This window comes from Sorangium sp. So ce448 (genome assembly GCF_051520915.1).
Taxonomy (GTDB): Bacteria; Myxococcota_A; Polyangia; order Polyangiales; family Polyangiaceae; genus Sorangium; species Sorangium cellulosum_B.
Genome location: NZ_CP150343.1, coordinates 12,417,314 through 12,433,033, shown reverse-complemented (window position 1 = coordinate 12,433,033; position 15,720 = coordinate 12,417,314). Strand labels below are relative to the sequence as shown.

Below are 15,720 nucleotides of genomic sequence, written 5' to 3'. Positions count from 1 at the left end.
GTCGTCGCCAGCCTGCGCACATCCTCCGAGCACGACTTGCACCGAGACAAGCGCGGTTGTTTCTGATCGAAGCGGCTCGAAGTGCGCGTCAACCGCGCGCACCTGAACGTCTGCTCCTCGCGCGATACCGCCCGGCACGGCGGGTCGTTCCACTTCCATCCGCACCCCGGGCTGGTGTTCCATGGAACGGTCCCCCCACCCACGCGCGAGCTCGATCCCATGCCCCCTGCCGCCTCGCCCAATTTCGCGTTTCTCGCCCACCACGACCCGCGCCTCGTCGTGCTCGGGACACACGCGGAGCGCTACTTCGCCGAGGACCCGAACACCTGCCTGGTGAAGCTGCGGCAGTTCGGCGAGATCCTCGCCCAGCGCGCCGCCGCGCGCCTCGGGCTCTACGCGTCGCCCGAAGACAACCAGGCCACGCTGATCGAACGCCTCCGCGACCGGGGCGCGCTCGACGCGACCACACGGCAGCTCTTCCACGACCTGCGCGTCGCCGGCAACAAGGCGACCCACGAGCTCCGCGGCGGGCATCACGAGGCGCTGCACCAGCTCAAGATGGCGCGCGAGCTCGCCGTCTGGTTCCAGCGCTCGTTCGGGAACCACAAGAAGTTCGACCCCGGCCCCTTCGTGCCGCCCCCCGATCCGGCGAAGGAAGACGCCGCGCTCGCCGCGGAGCTCGAGCGGCTGCGCGGAGAGCTGGCCAGGAGCAAGGTCGATATCGAGGCCGTCCGGGCCGCCATCGAGGAGGAGGCGAAGAAGCGGCTCACGGCCGAGGAGCGCGCCCGGAAGGAGGCCGAAGATCGGGTGATCTTGGAGGCCCTCGCCATCGAGGCGGAGCAGAAGTGGGCGAAGGACGTCGAGGCCATCAAGCTCCAGAAGGCCCAGCTCGCCGCGGAGCTCGCCGCCCTCCAGGCGCAGGCCGCGCAGGCGCCCGCCGCCGTCATTCAGGCGGTGGTCGACTGCGCTGCCGAGGCCGCGCAGGCGATCCACCTCGACGAGGCCGCCACCCGCCGGCTCATCGACAAGCAGCTCCGCGACGCCGGATGGGAAGCGGACTCCGAGCAACTGCACTACAAGCGGGGAACGAGGCCGCAGAAGGGGAAGAACCTCGCCATCGCCGAGTGGCCGACGCAGACGGGCCCGGTCGATTACGCCCTGTTCATCGGGCTCGAGGCGTACGCGGTCGTCGAGGCCAAGAAGATGAGCGTGGATGTGGCCAACGTGCTCAAGCAGCAGACCACCCGCTATAGCCGCGGCTTCAAGGTGGAGGGCGAGGCCAGGTTCGCAGGCGGTCCGTGGGGTGGGGTGCACAAGGTGCCTTTCCTCTTCGCCACCAACGGGCGATCGTACCTCAAGCAGCTCGAGACCAAGAGCGGCATCTGGTTCCGCGACGCGCGGCGCTCGACCACCCTCTCTCGCGCGCTCCAGGGCTGGTACACGCCCGAGGGGCTCGTCGCGCTCTTCAAGCAGGACATCGACGCCGCCCACGCGAAGCTGGGGAGCGAGCCCACAGGCTATCTCGACCTGCGCGATTATCAGATCCGCGCCATCCGGGCCGTGGAGGCGGCGATCGAGAGCGGGCAGCGGGCGTGCCTCGTCGCGATGGCCACGGGGACGGGGAAGACGCGCACCGCCATCGGGCTCGTCTACCGGCTGATCAAGGCGCAGCGGTTCCGGCGCGTGCTCTTCCTCGTCGACCGGAGCGCGCTCGGGGAGCAGACGGTGGACGCGCTCAAGGACGCGCGGCTCGAGAACCTGCAGACGTTCGCGGAGATCTACGGCATCAAGGGGCTCGACGACGTGCGGCCCGACGCGGACACCAAGCTCCATGTCGCGACCATCCAGGGCATGGTCAAGCGCGTCCTCTACCCGAAGGCGGAGGGCGACGCCCCGCCGGTCGATCAATACGACTGCATCATCGTCGACGAGTGCCACCGCGGGTACACGCTCGATCAGGAGATGAGCGACGTCGAGCTCCGGTTCCGCGACCTCGACGACTACGTCTCCAGGTACCGGCGCGTCCTCGATCACTTCGACGCGGTGAAGATCGGCCTCACGGCCACGCCCGCGGCGCACACCGCGGAGATCTTCGGCAAGCCGGTCTTCCTCTACTCGTACCGTGAGGCGGTGATCGACGGCTGCCTCGTCGACCACGAGCCGCCGGTGCCCATCGTCACCGAGCTCGCGAAGCAGGGGATGATCTGGAAGAAGGGCGAGAAGATGCGGCGCTTCGACCCGCGCACCGCCGCCGAGGAGCTTGTCGACGTCGAGGACGAGGTGAAGATCGAGCTCGACGGCTTCAACAGCAAGGTCATCACCGAGAGCTTCAACGAGGTCGTGTGCGCCGAGCTCGCCAGGCACATCGATCCGACGCTCCCGGGCAAGACCCTGATCTTCTGCGTGAACGACGCTCACGCCGATCTGGTCGTCAGGCGGCTGGAGGCGGCGTTCGCCGCACACTACGGCAGCGTCGAGGAGGGCGCCGTGGCCAAGATCACCGGCCATGCCAGCGTAGATCGCCCGCTGCAGCTCATCCGGCATTTCAAGAACGAGCGCCTCCCCAGCGTGGTCGTCACCGTGGATCTGCTCACCACCGGGGTCGACGTCCCGAGGATCTGCAACCTGGTCTTCCTCCGGCAGGTCAAGAGCCGCATCCTGTACGAGCAGATGCTCGGCCGGGCCACGCGCCTCTGCCCGGAGATCGAGAAGGCGAGCTTTCGCATCTTCGACGCGGTGGCGCTGTACGAGAACTTCGAGCAACTCACCTCGATGACGGCGGTGGTGAACGACGTGAGCTTCTCGTTCCGGCAGCTCGTGGACGAGCTCGGGACGGTGACTGACGCCGAGGCGCGGGCGGTGGTGCTCGAGCAGCTCATCGCCAAGCTCCAGCGCAAGCGGCAGGTGCTCAAGGGGGAGGGCCTCACCCGGTTCGAGGGCATCGCGGGGATGTCGCCGGCCGAGGTCGCGCGCCTCCTCAAGGCGGGGACACCGGACGCGGCGGCGACATTCTTCGCCCAGCACGGGTATCTCATCCCGCTCCTGGACGACAAGCTCGGGGCGGCCCGGCCGATGATCATCTCGGAGCACGTCGACCGGGTGATCGAGGTGGGTCACGGCTACGGCAAGGCGGCGCGGCCGGACGATTACCTCGACGGCTTCGCTTTGTATCTCCGCGACCACCTCAACACGCTGCCAGCGCTGGTGCTGGTCACGCAGCGGCCGCGCGAGCTGACCCGCGAGCAGCTGCGGGAGCTCAAGCTCGCGCTCGACGGGGCGGGCTACAGCGAGGCGATGCTGCGGACCGCGTGGCGGGACAAGACGAACGCGGACATCGCGGCGTCCGTCATGGGCTTCATCCGGCGCGCCGCGCTCGGCGACCCGCTGGTGCCCTATGGCGAGCGGGTGGACAGGGCCGTGGCGAAGATCGGCCAGGGCCGCGCGTGGACAGCGGTGCAGCGCAAGTGGCTCGAGCGCATCGGCAAGCAGATCAAGGCGGACGAGGTCGTGGACCGTGCGGCGCTCGATCGCGGGCAGTTCCAGGCCGACGGCGGCTTCCAGCGGATCGACAAGATCTTCGACGGGAAGCTCGATCAGGTGCTGGGCGACCTGAAGGAGGCGATCTGGGAGAAGGCGGCCGGCTGACTGTGGTAGGTGGAAAGCGCCGACCATGACGACCGCTGACATCGTCCGCAAGCTCTGGGATCTGTGCCACGTCCTGCGGGACGACGGCATTACCTACCACGAGTACCTCACCGAGCTGACGTACCTGCTCTTCCTCAAGATGGCGAAGGAGACGAGCACGGAGAAGGAGCTGCCGAAGGGGTATCGCTGGGACGACCTCGCTTCGAAGGAGGGAGTCGGGCTGCTCAACTTCTACCGCGCCACGCTGCTCCACCTGGGCACCGAGGCGTCGGGGCGCGTGCAGGCGATCTTCGTCAACGCCAAGACGTCGATCAAGCAGCCGAAGAACCTGGGCACGCTGGTGAAGGAGATCGAGCGGCTCGACTGGTACTCGGCGCGCGAGGAGGGCCTCGGCAACATGTACGAGGACCTGCTCGAGCGGAACGCGAGCGAGAAGAAGTCGGGGGCGGGGCAGTACTTCACGCCGCGGCCGCTGATCGACTGCATGGTGCGGCTGGTCCAGCCCAAGGCGGGGGAGCTGGTACAGGACCCGGCGGCGGGGACGGCGGGGTTTCTGATCGCGGCGGATCGGCTCATCAAGGCGGCGACCGACAACCTGTACGACCTGTCCGCGCGCGAGCAGGACTTCCAGAAGAAGAAGGCGTTTTACGGCATCGAGCTGGTGGAGGACACGCACCGGCTGGCGCTGATGAACCTGATGCTTCACGGCATCGAGGGGAACCTGCTGCGCGGGGACACGCTCGCTTCCGACAGTGAGGGGCTCTTGCCTGCGGATGTGATCCTGACGAACCCGCCCTTCGGGACGAAGAAGGGGGGCGGGCTGCCGTCGCGGAAGGACTTCACGTATCCGACCTCGAACAAGCAGCTCGCGTTCTTGCAGCATATCTATCGAGGGTTGAAGCCGGGTGGGCGGGCCGCGGTGGTGCTGCCGGACAACGTGCTCTTCGAGGAGAACACCGGGGCGCAGATCCGGGCCGACTTGATGAACAAGTGCGATCTGCACACGATCCTGCGGCTGCCGACGGGGATCTTCTACGCGCAGGGGGTGAAGACGAACGTGCTGTTCTTCACGCGCGGGGAAGAGAAGAAGGACAAGGGGAACACCCGGGCGGTGTGGGTCTATGATTTGCGGGCGAACATGCCGTCGTTCGGGAAGCGGACGCCGCTCGGGCAGGAGCACTTCGCGGAGTTCGAGAAGGCGTTCGGGAGCGACCCGTACGGGAAGAGCCGGCGGAAGGACCAGGGGGAGGAGGGGCGGTTCCGCAAGTTCACGCGGGAGGAGATCAAGGGGCGGGGGGAAAATCTCGATATAAGCTGGCTCAAGGATGCGGGCGTGCACGGAGTGGATGATCTACCGGAGCCAGATGAAGTCGCGTCGGAGATCCTGGAGAAGCTCAGGGTGGTGATGGAGGAGATGGAGGCCCTGCGGACAGAGCTGGGGGTGGAGACATGAGTGAGCTGCCGGATGGATGGGCATGGCCAACACTCCAGGAGATTGCAGCGTCAGAGCCCAACGCCATGACCGATGGGCCGTTCGGCAGTAATCTCAAGACATCGGACTATGTCACACACGGGGTTCGCGTAATCCGACTAGGTAATCTCGGAGCCGGCGAATTCCTTGACTTCGATCGGGCACACATATCGGAATCCAAGTATGAGGCGCTTAAGAAACACGAGGTGTTTCCCGGTGACCTCGTCATCGCGGCGCTTGCCGAGCCTGTAGGGCGCTGCGTCGAGGTGCCAGCCAGCCTCGGCAAGGCTGTTGTCAAAGCCGACTGTGTCCGATTGAAAGTCGATAGCGAACTCGATCGTCGATATGTGATGCATTGCCTCAACTCGCCGGATGGCCGTAAGCGAGCGGAGGAGGCGGCACACGGGATCGGCCGATTGCGGATCAACATGGCTGATATGCGGACCTTACGCATCCCGTTAGCTCCGGCCCTAGAGCAGCGCCGCATCGTCGCCAAGATCGACGCCCTCACCGCTAAAAGCCGCCGCGCCAAGGAAGCGCTCGACGCCATCCCCGCGCTCCTCGAGCGCCTCCGCCAGTCCGTGCTCGCAGCCGCCTTCCGCGGCGATCTCACGGCAGACTGGCGGGAGAAGAACCCCGACGTGGAGCCGGCCGAGGAGCTGCTCAAGCGCATCCGCGCCGAGCGGCGGCGGCGGTGGGAGGAAGCGGAGCTCGCCAAGATGCGGGCGAAGGGGAAAGTGCCGGGGGACGACCGGTGGAAGGAGAAGTACGAAGAGCCGGCGCCGGTGGACGCGAGCGATCTGCCCGAGCTACCGGAAGGGTGGTGCTGGGCAACGGTCGATCAGCTCACAGAGACAATACAGTACGGGACATCGGCGAAGACGAGCGACAATCCAAGCGGAGTTGCAGTCCTTCGCATGGGGAACATCGTTAGTGGCCAGCTTGACACTTCCGAGTTGAAATACCTTCCTGCGGACCACGAAGAGTTTCCCGGTCTCCTCCTGGATCCTGGAGACGTTCTTTTTAATCGGACAAATAGTCCAGAGCTTGTTGGAAAGACTGCTGTCTACACGGGGCATCCGGAGACATGCTCCTTCGCTTCGTACCTCATCCGGATGCGAATTATCGAGGTTCCACCCGAGATTGTCAGCTGGTTCATCAATGGACCGCATGGTCGTAATTGGGTCACTTCCGTCGTTAGTCAGCAGGTAGGCCAGGCCAACGTAAACGGAACCAAACTTCGATCACTCGCAATTCCCATTGCGCCTCGCGCGGAACTGAAGGAGATGCTTCGCCGCATCAACCATGCCGTTGGTTCTGTGCGTAGGGTTGAAAGGCTCGTGAGTGAGCTTGCCAGCCAGACTAATGAACTCGACCGTGCCACCCTCGATAAGGCATTCCGCGGCGAGCTCGTCCCCCAGGACCCGAATGACGAGCCCGCCTCCGTCCTCCTCGAGCGCCTCCGCGCCGAGCGCGAGCAGAACGCCAAGACCACCAACGGCGCCGGCCGCCGCCGCACCGCTGCATCCCCGGCCCCTTCCCCGTCCGCCTCCGCCGTTCCAGGAAGGAAGTCCCCTGCAAGCCGCCGAAGCCAAGCGTCGGCGCGTTCGCGCGGGTAGCAAGCAGTTCCCGGTGCCGCACTACCGGCGGCCGTACTCCTCCCCCTGGCAGCGGGCGCAGTGAGAGGCATCCGGTAGCCTCGCCTGGCGAATGGATTCACCGTTACCGCCGCGACCGGGAGCGCTCAGCCTTCGCAATGGCCAGCAAGTAGCCCGCGCGCGACATGCGGCCGACCGCACCAGATTCGTACGCACCACCGCATCAACATGGTCGTGATGTAGACAACCTGTTGACGTCGCCTTCCAGTGGGAGAACGGTGCGCGCATCCGGAAAGCGGAGGAAAACATGGGAGACGGCTTGAAGAAGGCGAGCGCGCTCGTATCGTGCGGCGGGCTCGCAGCGATGCTCGTGTCGGCATGCGACTTGTCCTACACTTGCGACACAGTGGAGCCGGGAAGCGCGGGTGCTGGATACCCGACAGAATCCGCAGGGGCGGGAGATTTCCCAAGTAACGGCGAAGAAGACGAAGGCGGAAGCGAAGACGTGCGCAGCGACTCGTCCGCGTTAATGGCAGGGTGCACGCCCGTTCACGAATGTACCGAGATGTACGAAAATGCAGGGACATGGGGCGGCGGTGCACGCGCCCGATTGGCCACAGGAGTCTTTGTGATTACTGCCGCGAAGATTGCCAGGACAAACGTCCCTACAAATACAGTGAGTGCTATGACTGTGGATTTAATTGAGCATGACGGACGCCCCTATGCTTCTTGATGCGACACACGTCGCCTTTGATCCGCCAACAGCAGACCGCCTGGTTCAGCTCGGTGCTACCAACGTCGTGCGTGCGTCAGACTGTCTTGTCATCGGACCGAGCCGCCGGGATGCCGTAGAACATGACCGGCTCCGCGAGACGTGGTTGTCCCGTTCTGAAGACCGCTCCGATAGGGATGATTCTGGTGAAAAGTGGGATCGGCTCTACTCTCCGGATGTTCGCTGGGAGCTGCCCGTCGTCTTGTGGGTATCAGTGAGCCTCCACGAGCGAGTGAACCTATGGAGGGCCTGTAGCTGGTTGAGGCACATTGGGATCGCATGCAGTGACGTCATCGTCGCCGAGTTCGAGTTTGTGTACGGCACAAGGACGAGTCCTCCAGAGCCGCCGATCGTTCCGCGGTTCAACTGCTCCGCATCGGTAGCGGACCATTTGGACAAGGTTCTTCTGGATCGTCTCGACGAATCGTGCCCTTGGCCAGCGGAGCGCTACGACCGTGCCGTTCGCCTCTGGGAAAGCTACACCGATGAGGATCCCTTGGCCTTCGTCGAAAGCTGCATGGCTGGCGTCGAAGGGTTCCCAGAGCTTGCCCCCTTGTGGGAGCTTCTGTCATGCTTTTTTCCGAGAAGGACCACGGAAGGCGCCCTGCGCCTCAGCCGATTCGACGAGCTCATCCTGACCATCCTTTCGGGAGAGAATTACAAGACTGACGTGTCCGTGTTCTGCGACAGGTCGCAATCTGGACTGGACTTGCGAGAAATTCTCTCCTGTACAGGCGACCTGTTCCTGGAAGATCGTCTGTCCCAATGGGCGAGGCACGATTCGAGCGCATTCGTAGAGCGCGCGCCTGGCCCGAATCCTGGCGAGGTGATGAAGCCGTTCGTCTACCGCCTCACCGAAGGTGGCATCCGACTCCGCGACGAGGGGCTCGAACAGCTCACGGATGCGCCAAGCCTGCCCATCGCCGGGACCGAGGCGTATGCACCTTCCTCCCCCTGGATATTGCTCCAAGACGGACGGCTCGCTCGGCTATGAGGGGTGCAGCGGCTCCGGCCAGCGCGGCCCGGATCGGCGCAGGCGCCAGCGGTGAACGGTGAACACCGGCGAACACGTGGCCGCGATCTTCGCCGGCCCGACGCGGGACGCGATGATCACCGACACTGCACACCGGCGGCCGTGCTCCCACTCCTGGCCCCGGGCGCAGTAAGATGCCTTTTGCAGCCTCCGCGGCAAGAAGGGCCGGCCATCACGGCGGCGGCCGGGAGCGCCCATCGGCCCGGCGATCATCATCGGGCAAAGCCCATCTGATTCATCGCCAGCCCGATCGGCCGCATCCGTCAACCGTCACGAGAGCACGTCGATGGCCGTCGTCGCCCCAAGGACGTTATCGATCCAGCGGTCGAGGGTCCCCATGTCCGTGCATGCCTGGACGCGCGCTCTCTCGCTCTCGCTGAGCACGATCCCGGCCCGCGCGAGCAACCGAAGCAGGGTGTCCCTCTTGCCTTCGAGCTTCCCTTCGAGCTTCCCCTCACGCATGCCCTTGAGCTCGCCCTCGCGGAGGCCCTCGAGCTTGCCGCGATCGATGAGCTTCTGCACGAACGGGGGCAACGTCGCCTCGCCTTCGATCTGCCGTTCCATGACCAACGCCTCCAGAGCCCGCCGCATGGGCTCACGCAACCCGTTCCAGATGACCTGAAAGTAGACCATCGCGTGCTCCTGGTCGAGCCGACCCAGGGCAACGAGCGCCGCCTGAACCACGGTGAGCCCGTTCGGCCCGTTGCCGTGCGCCACCGCCGACAGCACGGCGAGCTCCGCCTCCTTCTCGGCCTCGGCAGGGTCGGTGATCTCGGGGACAACGGCCGGACCGAGCACCAGCGGCTCGACGTTGCCGCGGCCCAGGCCGAGGTCGATGGTCTCCGCCGCCCAGACGGCCACGCGGCGTCCGGTGCGACAACGAGGACGACCGTGCCGCAGCGCCTCCTGGCGCGCACGACCGTGACGTACGTCGGCCATGAGAACTTCTTGTCCGGATCCACGTCGCGCTGGACCTCGACGACGATCGCCAGAACGAGCGTGCCGCTCGCCTCTCGAAGCTCGAGCACGAGGTCAGCGCGGAACTCCACCGGAATGAGCTGCTCGAGCGACGACTCGACAACCGCGACCGAGGTGTGCGGCGGCACCTCGGCGTGGAAGAGCGTCGCGAGCAAGCGGGGCGCGAGCTCCGGGTGCTCACGGAAGATCTCGACGAGGGCGTTGTGCTCGAGCGTCGGCATGACGTTCGACCTTGAGCACCCCCCATGCCGGCACGAAACGACGAGAAAACTCGGTGACAGTGCCGACTCAAGGATGGCGGCGCCATGGCGGGTGGCGGCCACCACTCCCCCTCCACGGCAGTGGCCCATGCGCCGGCCAACCTCGTCGCGTTCGCCTTCCTGAGCACCGGAGGCAACGGCCTGATTCCGCTCGTGTATCCGAGAGCCCCCACGTGCAGCCGCCCCCTGCCCTGACCGTCGGCGCACACGCGGGTCACATGGCGTGATGACCCCGAGGAGCTCCCCGGAATTCATGAGTGGGAGGACGCTGCTCGGCTCCTGCGGGTTCCACTGCATGAGCCTGGCGCGCCACGCATATCCAGCATGATTGCAACCACTCGTGAGACCACGCCATGCCCTCAGTGACCCATGAAGCTCTGGTGGAGCTGTTCAAGAACCGGCCGACGCTCGCCGCCGAGATGCTGCGCGACGCGCTCGGCCATCCGGTCCCGACCTTCACGGAGGCGCGCGTCGAGTCCTCCGATTTCACCGAGATCGTGCCCTCCGACCGCCGCGCGGACGTCGTCGTCGTGCTGCTGGTCGGCGAGCAGCAGCAGCCCGCGATGGCCATCGTGGTCGAGGTCCAGCTCGGCGTGGACCCGGACAAGCCCTACGTCTGGCCCGTGTACGTCACCCAGACGCGCGCACGGCACCGCTGCCCGACCGGACTGCTGGTCGTGACCATCAACGCGGCGATGGCGCGCTGGAGCGCGCGGCCAATCGACACGGGCCACCCTGGCTGGACGCTGACGCCGCTGGTGCTCGGGCCCCAGCGCGTCCCGGTCGTCACCGACGCCGAGCAGGCGAAGGCGGCGCCCGAGGTGGCCGTGCTCTCGGCCATGGCGCACGGACAGAGCGAGGCGGCGGAGGCGATCGGCGAGGCTTTCTTCGCGGCGGCGGCCGGGCTCGATGAGGAGCGCCGGGCCGTCTACGGGGATCTGGTGCTATCCTCGCTGAACGCAGCGGCGAGGCGGAAGTTGGAGGCGATGATGAAGAGCGGTTACGAATTTCAGAGCGAGTTCGCACGCAGCTACGTGGCCAAAGGCGTGGAGAAGGGCCGGGAGCAGGGGCGGCTGGAGGGAATCCTCGAAGCCAGGGCGCGCGACGTGCTCGCCATCCTTGAGGCACGCGGGCTAGAGGTCCCCGCCGAGGTCCGGGAACGCGTCCTCGCGAGCACCGACCTCGACGAGCTGGACCGCTGGATCCGCCGCGCCGCCGTGATCAGCGACGCCCAGGAGCTCCTCGCCACGACCGACTCCTGAACCGACACCCGGGGCCCCAGGAGCAGCCGAGCGCGCTGCCCCTATCGCTGGGCGGCGATGCAGGGTGCCCCCTGCTCTCCCCACTTCTCCGCGCTCGCTTCCCTGAGCACCGGCGGCAACGCCATCAGCCCCGGGCGCGGCCGATACCGCGGCTTCCGGCACGTCACGACCGGGCTCGTCTCGCTTTTCAGAACGAAAACACACCGCTCTCGCCATGTCGTCCGCATGAAAGGCGCCGGGTGTCCAAGCCGGAGCTGAATCGGAGGGCCAGCTACGCAAGAGCCACACCGGACGCCATGTCCGAGGCATCGGTACGGCGTTGGCGACCATTGAGGGCTTGATTCCGCTCGTGCGCCCGAGCGCCCTCCCCTCTCGTTGAGCCCCGTGCCATGACCGTCGGCGCACACGCGGGTCACACGGCGTGATGACCTCACGGAGCTGCCCGGAATTCATGAATGGGAGGACGCCGCTCGGCTCCTGCAAGCCCAACCGCACGAGCCTGGCGCGCCGCCCAGATCCAGCATGATTGCAACCACTCGCGGCGCCCGAGGTGGCCGTGCTCTCGGCGATGGCGCACGGACAGAGCGAGGCGGCCGAAGCCATCGGTGTGGCCTTCTTTTCGGGGGCGGCGGAGAGGCTCGATGAGGAGCACCGGGCCGTCTACGGGGATCTGGTGCTATCCTCGCTGAACGCTGCGGCGAGGCGGAAGTTGGAGGCGATGATGAAGAGCGGTTATCAATTTCAGAGCGAATTCGCGCGCGGCTACGTAGCGAAAGGTCGGCAGGCGGGAAGCCTCGAAGCCAAGGCGCAGGCCGTGCAAGCCGTCCTCGAGGCCCGCGGGCTGGAGCTCCCCACCGAGGTGCGGGAACGCGTCCTCGCGAGCACTGACCTCGACGAGCTGGACCGCTGGATCCGCCGTGCCGCAACCATCGGCGACGCCCGGGAGCTCCTCGCCACGACCGACTCCTGAGAGCGCCCCAGGAGCGGACAAGCGCGCTGCTTCTGTCCTGGCAGGCGATGGCAGGCCGGCCGGGCACCATCCTACTTCTCCGCCCTCACCTCCTTCAGCGCCGACGACAGTGGCGGTAGCTTTTCAGAACGAAAACACACCGCTCTTGCCATGTCGTCCGAGTGAAGGCGCCGGGTGTCCAGGCCGGAGCGGAATCGGAGGGCCAGCTACACAAGAGCCACACCGGACGCCATGTCCGAGGCATCGGTACGGCGTTGGCGACCGTCGAGAGCTTGATTCCGCTCGTGCGCCCGAGCGCTCTGCCCTCTCGTTCAGCCCCGTGCCATGACCGTTGGGGGCGACGTGGGTCACATGGCGTGATGACCCCGAGGAGCTCTCCGGAATTCATGAGTGGGAGGACGCTGCTCGGCCCCTGCGGACTTCACCGCATGAGCCTGGCGCGCCGCCTCAATTCAGCATGATTGCAACCACTCATGAGAAGACCCGATGCCCTCAGTGACCCATGAAGCCCTGGTTGAGCTGTTCAAGAACCGGCCGACGCTCGCCGCCGAGATGCTGCACGACGCGCTCGGCCATCCGGTCCCGACCTTCACGGAGGCGCGCGTCGAGTCCTCCGACCTCACCGAGCTCGTGCCCTCGGATCGCCGGGCGGATGTCGTCGTCGTGCTGCTGGTCGGCGAGCAGCAGCCCGCGATGGCCATCGTGGTCGAGGTCCAGCTCGGCGTGGACCCGGACAAGCCCTACGTCTGGCCCGTGTACGTCACGCAGACGCGCGCCAGGCACCGCTGCCCGACCCGGCTGCTGGTCGTGACGATCAACGCGAAGATGGCGCGGTGGAGCGCGCGGCCGATCGATACGGGTCATCCCGGATGGACGCTGACGCCGCTGGTGCTCGGGCCCCAGGGCGTCCCGGTCGTCACCGACGCCGAGCAAGCGAAGGCGGCGCCCGAGGCGGTCGTGCTCTCGGCCATGGCGCACGGGCAGAGCGAGGTGGCCGAAGCGATCGGCATGGCCTTTTTTTCGGGGGCGGCGGACGAGCTCGATGAGGAGCGCCGAGCCGTCTACGGGGACCTGGTGCTATCCTCGCTGAACGCAGCGGCGAGGCGCAAGTTGGAGGCGATGATGAAGAGCGGTTACCAGTTTCAGAGCGAATTCGCGCGCGGCTACGTAGCGAAAGGTCGGCAGGAGGGAATCGTCGACGCCAAAGCGCACGACGTGCTCGCCTTCCTCGAGGCCCGCGGGCTCGAGGTCCCCGCCGAGGTGCGGGAACGCGTCCTCGCGAGCACCGACATCGACGAGCTGGATCGCTGGATCCGCCGCGCCGCCGTGATCAGCGACGCCAGGGAGCTCCTCGCCACGACGGGCTCCTGAACCGACGCCCCGGGCCCCAGGAGCAGCCGAGCGCGCCGCCCCTGTCGCCAGACGGCGATGCAGGGTGTCCCCTGCACGCCCCTATTTCTCCGCGCTCGCTTCCTTGAGCGGCGGCGGCAGGGCCGGCAGCCCCGGGCGCGGACGATATCCCGGCTTCCGGTACGACAGGATCGGGATCGCCTCGTTCTTGTACGGCGCGCGCTCCCCCGGCTTCGGGCACTGATCTCGCACCCAGTACACGTCGAGCGCCACTATCTCGTCCTCCGGCCGCCCGGTCCGCTCATGGTACCTGAGCAGGTAGTCCTGGAGGCCCGGCTTGCGAAACGCCTTGTTCCGGTCGAGCCGGATCCGGTTGAAATAGTCCTGCTGGATCTGCCCGAGCCCCAGCCCCCGCGCGTCGGAGAGGTTCAGATCCGGCGGGAGCCCGGTGAACGGATCCACATGCCGGCCGTCGACCGTGATCGCGTCCACGCTGATCGACCCGTCCTCCGTGATCGGGTTCGGCGCGAACATCCCCCACCCCTGGAGGATGCGCGGATACACGATCGTCGCCTGCACGAAGCTCGGCTGAGTGTGCTTGAGGAACGCCGGAACGCTCTTGTTCTCGTTGATGGCCTGGCTCACCGCGCAGAGCCCGAGGTACGCGACAAGCGCCTCCCGCGCGATCGTCCTCCCGCGGGCGAAGCGCTCCGCGAGCGGCGACGGGCTCTCCGCCACGCACGCTGCCTTCCCGCGCGGCGCCCGATCCAGCCCGAAATACCGCGCGATCCCGTCGCGCCGCCTCGAGACGACCCCGAGCAGCGCGCCCGGCGCGCCGAGGGCCAGCACCCAGACGAACGGCCAGGCAAAGCGACCTCCAGGGAGCGCCTGCACGATCTCGCGCAGCGCCGCCGCACCGCGGAACACCCGCCCATCCGCCGGGTCGCTCGCGTCGCGCACCTCGAAGAGCTCCGGCCGGGGCTCCCCTCCCCCGGCCGCCTCCGCGCCGCCCGCCGGGACAGCGCGCGCCTCCTCGAACCGGAGGAGCTCCAGCGCATCGAGCCGGACAAGGAACCGCATGAGCGCGAACGCGAGCGGTGAATCGCCGTCATAAACGACGACCCGGGGCTCCGCGCGGCGGCGATACCAGCGCGCGAGCGCGTCCCAGTGCTGCGCCGTGGGCAGCAGGAACGACCAGGCGATCATGAACCACGAGAACGGGCCGAGGCGCATCATCACCCCGAACGTCCCGTGCAGGGCCCACATCCCCCCCATCGCGAGCGCCCGCGTGAAGCGGCGGCCATAGGGCGAGAGGATCCACGTGATGAGCAGCGCCTCGAGCACAAGCACGCCCCAGGTGAGCCCCTTCATCGCCCAGAAAGGGATGAGCTCCCGCGCGAGGACGGCGATACCGGTCACCATGCGATCGAGGTGCAAGACGTAATGCACCGTCTCGCCGCGACGCCAGATCTGGCCCGACTTGTTGACGACGTTGAAATAATAGATGGTCGCCAGGTTCAGGATCGCGAGGAGCACGATCCCCGAGACGTACGGCCGCTCGGCCCACTCGGGGCGCCTCCGATCCGCGAGATCGGCGGCCGTCCGCTCCCGCCGCTCGCGGTACGAGCGGATCAGCGCGTCGACGGAGAAGCGCCTGCCGGTCGGCATGAACATGGCCCAGCAGGCGATGATGTTCACGACGACATAGCCGCCGTTCTCGATCATGACGATCCGGTTGTCCCTGCTCACCACGAGCACGAACGACAGGATCGAGAACAGCCGCGTGTTCCATCCGACGAAGTAGCAGAGGAAGCAGAAGAGCGAGAGCGCGAACGCGACGTGGACCTCTGCCGTCGACGAGAACGCGTGATACAGGCTGAAGTTGTATCCGCTGCTCGGATGGAAGAGGTGATAGTGGTTGGTGAGCACCCCGTCGTTGCTGTAGATCCAGCTCGCCTCGGCCCAGTGCCGCACGCAGTCGGCCGAGAGGAGGAAGCCGAGCACCAGCCTGAACAGGCCGAGCGTGCGGACATCGATGGTGCAGTAACGCTCCTTGATCCAGCGCCCCACGCGCCGGAGACGCCCCTCGGCCGGACGCTTTGGAGCCCCGCCCTCGGGCGCTCGCGGCGCGCCCTCACCGCGCGGCGCGCTCTCCCGCGGCTCGCCCTCGCCGGGCGGAACATCCCCTGTCGGCGCGCCCTCGCCGGGCGGAACATCCCCTGTCGGCGCGCCCTCGCCGGGCGGAACATCCCCTGTCGGCGCGCCCTCGCCGGGCGGCACATCTTCTCTCGACGCGCCCTCACCGGGCGGCGCGCCCGCGCCACGTCCGAGCGCCGCGTCGGGTTCCGCGGCGCTCGGGTCCTCGTCAGGCCGACCCATCC

General features: G+C 67.0%; 9 protein-coding genes. 7 read left to right on the top strand and 2 right to left on the bottom strand.

Features of this window, described 5'->3' with window-relative positions:
• The first annotated feature begins 219 nt into the window (after positions 1-219).
• From hsdR to WMF45_RS46745, 4 genes are all read left to right on the top strand, one after another.
• Entirely contained in the window at positions 220-3,645 is a 3,426-nt protein-coding gene (hsdR, locus tag WMF45_RS46760; protein ID WP_437719657.1) for a type I restriction-modification system endonuclease, read from the top strand.
• A gap of 25 nt (positions 3,646-3,670) precedes the next feature.
• Positions 3,671-5,098, top strand: a complete 1,428-nt coding sequence (locus WMF45_RS46755) for an N-6 DNA methylase (RefSeq protein WP_437713331.1) — start codon at positions 3,671-3,673, stop codon at positions 5,096-5,098.
• Positions 5,095-6,735: a restriction endonuclease subunit S gene (locus WMF45_RS46750; protein ID WP_437713330.1), complete on the top strand. Its 1,641-nt coding sequence runs from the start codon at positions 5,095-5,097 to the stop codon at positions 6,733-6,735. Before WMF45_RS46755 ends, WMF45_RS46750 begins: the two co-directional genes overlap by 4 nt.
• A gap of 686 nt (positions 6,736-7,421) precedes the next feature.
• Positions 7,422-8,480: a hypothetical protein gene (locus tag WMF45_RS46745; protein WP_437713328.1), complete on the top strand. Its 1,059-nt coding sequence runs from the start codon at positions 7,422-7,424 to the stop codon at positions 8,478-8,480.
• Between the two features lie 309 nt (positions 8,481-8,789).
• On the opposite strand, the gene WMF45_RS46740 is transcribed toward WMF45_RS46745, so the two are convergent.
• On the bottom strand, positions 8,790-9,380 hold the full coding sequence (locus WMF45_RS46740; protein ID WP_437713326.1) for a hypothetical protein: 591 nt from the start codon (positions 9,378-9,380) through the stop codon (positions 8,790-8,792).
• 730 nt (positions 9,381-10,110) lie between these two features.
• On the opposite strand from WMF45_RS46740, the gene WMF45_RS46735 reads away from it, so the two are divergent.
• The 3 genes from WMF45_RS46735 to WMF45_RS46725 all read left to right on the top strand — a co-directional run bounded on the left by WMF45_RS46735 (position 10,111) and on the right by WMF45_RS46725 (position 13,360).
• Positions 10,111-11,019, top strand: a complete 909-nt coding sequence (locus tag WMF45_RS46735; RefSeq protein ID WP_437713324.1) for a hypothetical protein — start codon at positions 10,111-10,113, stop codon at positions 11,017-11,019.
• A gap of 550 nt (positions 11,020-11,569) precedes the next feature.
• Positions 11,570-11,989 carry a hypothetical protein gene (locus tag WMF45_RS46730; protein ID WP_437713323.1) on the top strand — a complete coding sequence of 140 codons (420 nt, stop codon included), beginning with the start codon at positions 11,570-11,572 and terminating at the stop codon, positions 11,987-11,989.
• Positions 11,990-12,475: 486 nt separating this feature from the next.
• Positions 12,476-13,360, top strand: coding sequence for a hypothetical protein (locus WMF45_RS46725; RefSeq protein WP_437713321.1), 885 nt, complete (start codon positions 12,476-12,478; stop codon positions 13,358-13,360).
• Between the two features lie 81 nt (positions 13,361-13,441).
• On the opposite strand, the gene WMF45_RS46720 is transcribed toward WMF45_RS46725, so the two are convergent.
• Positions 13,442-15,718, bottom strand: coding sequence for a hypothetical protein (locus WMF45_RS46720; RefSeq protein WP_437713319.1), 2,277 nt, complete (start codon positions 15,716-15,718; stop codon positions 13,442-13,444).
• Between the last annotated feature and the right edge of the window lie 2 nt (positions 15,719-15,720).

Bases quoted from the DNA above. Each gene is read 5' to 3' on its own strand.
- WMF45_RS46720 (WP_437713319.1), bottom strand. From the start codon at position 15,718: ATGGGTCGGCCTGACGAGGACCCGAGCGCCGCGGAACCCGACGCGGCG.
- WMF45_RS46725 (WP_437713321.1), top strand. From the start codon at position 12,476: ATGCCCTCAGTGACCCATGAAGCCCTGGTTGAGCTGTTCAAGAACCGG.
- WMF45_RS46735 (WP_437713324.1), top strand. From the start codon at position 10,111: ATGCCCTCAGTGACCCATGAAGCTCTGGTGGAGCTGTTCAAGAACCGG.
- WMF45_RS46750 (WP_437713330.1), top strand. From the start codon at position 5,095: ATGAGTGAGCTGCCGGATGGATGGGCATGGCCAACACTCCAGGAGATT.
- WMF45_RS46745 (WP_437713328.1), top strand. From the start codon at position 7,422: ATGACGGACGCCCCTATGCTTCTTGATGCGACACACGTCGCCTTTGAT.
- hsdR (WP_437719657.1), top strand. From the start codon at position 220: ATGCCCCCTGCCGCCTCGCCCAATTTCGCGTTTCTCGCCCACCACGAC.
- WMF45_RS46755 (WP_437713331.1), top strand. From the start codon at position 3,671: ATGACGACCGCTGACATCGTCCGCAAGCTCTGGGATCTGTGCCACGTC.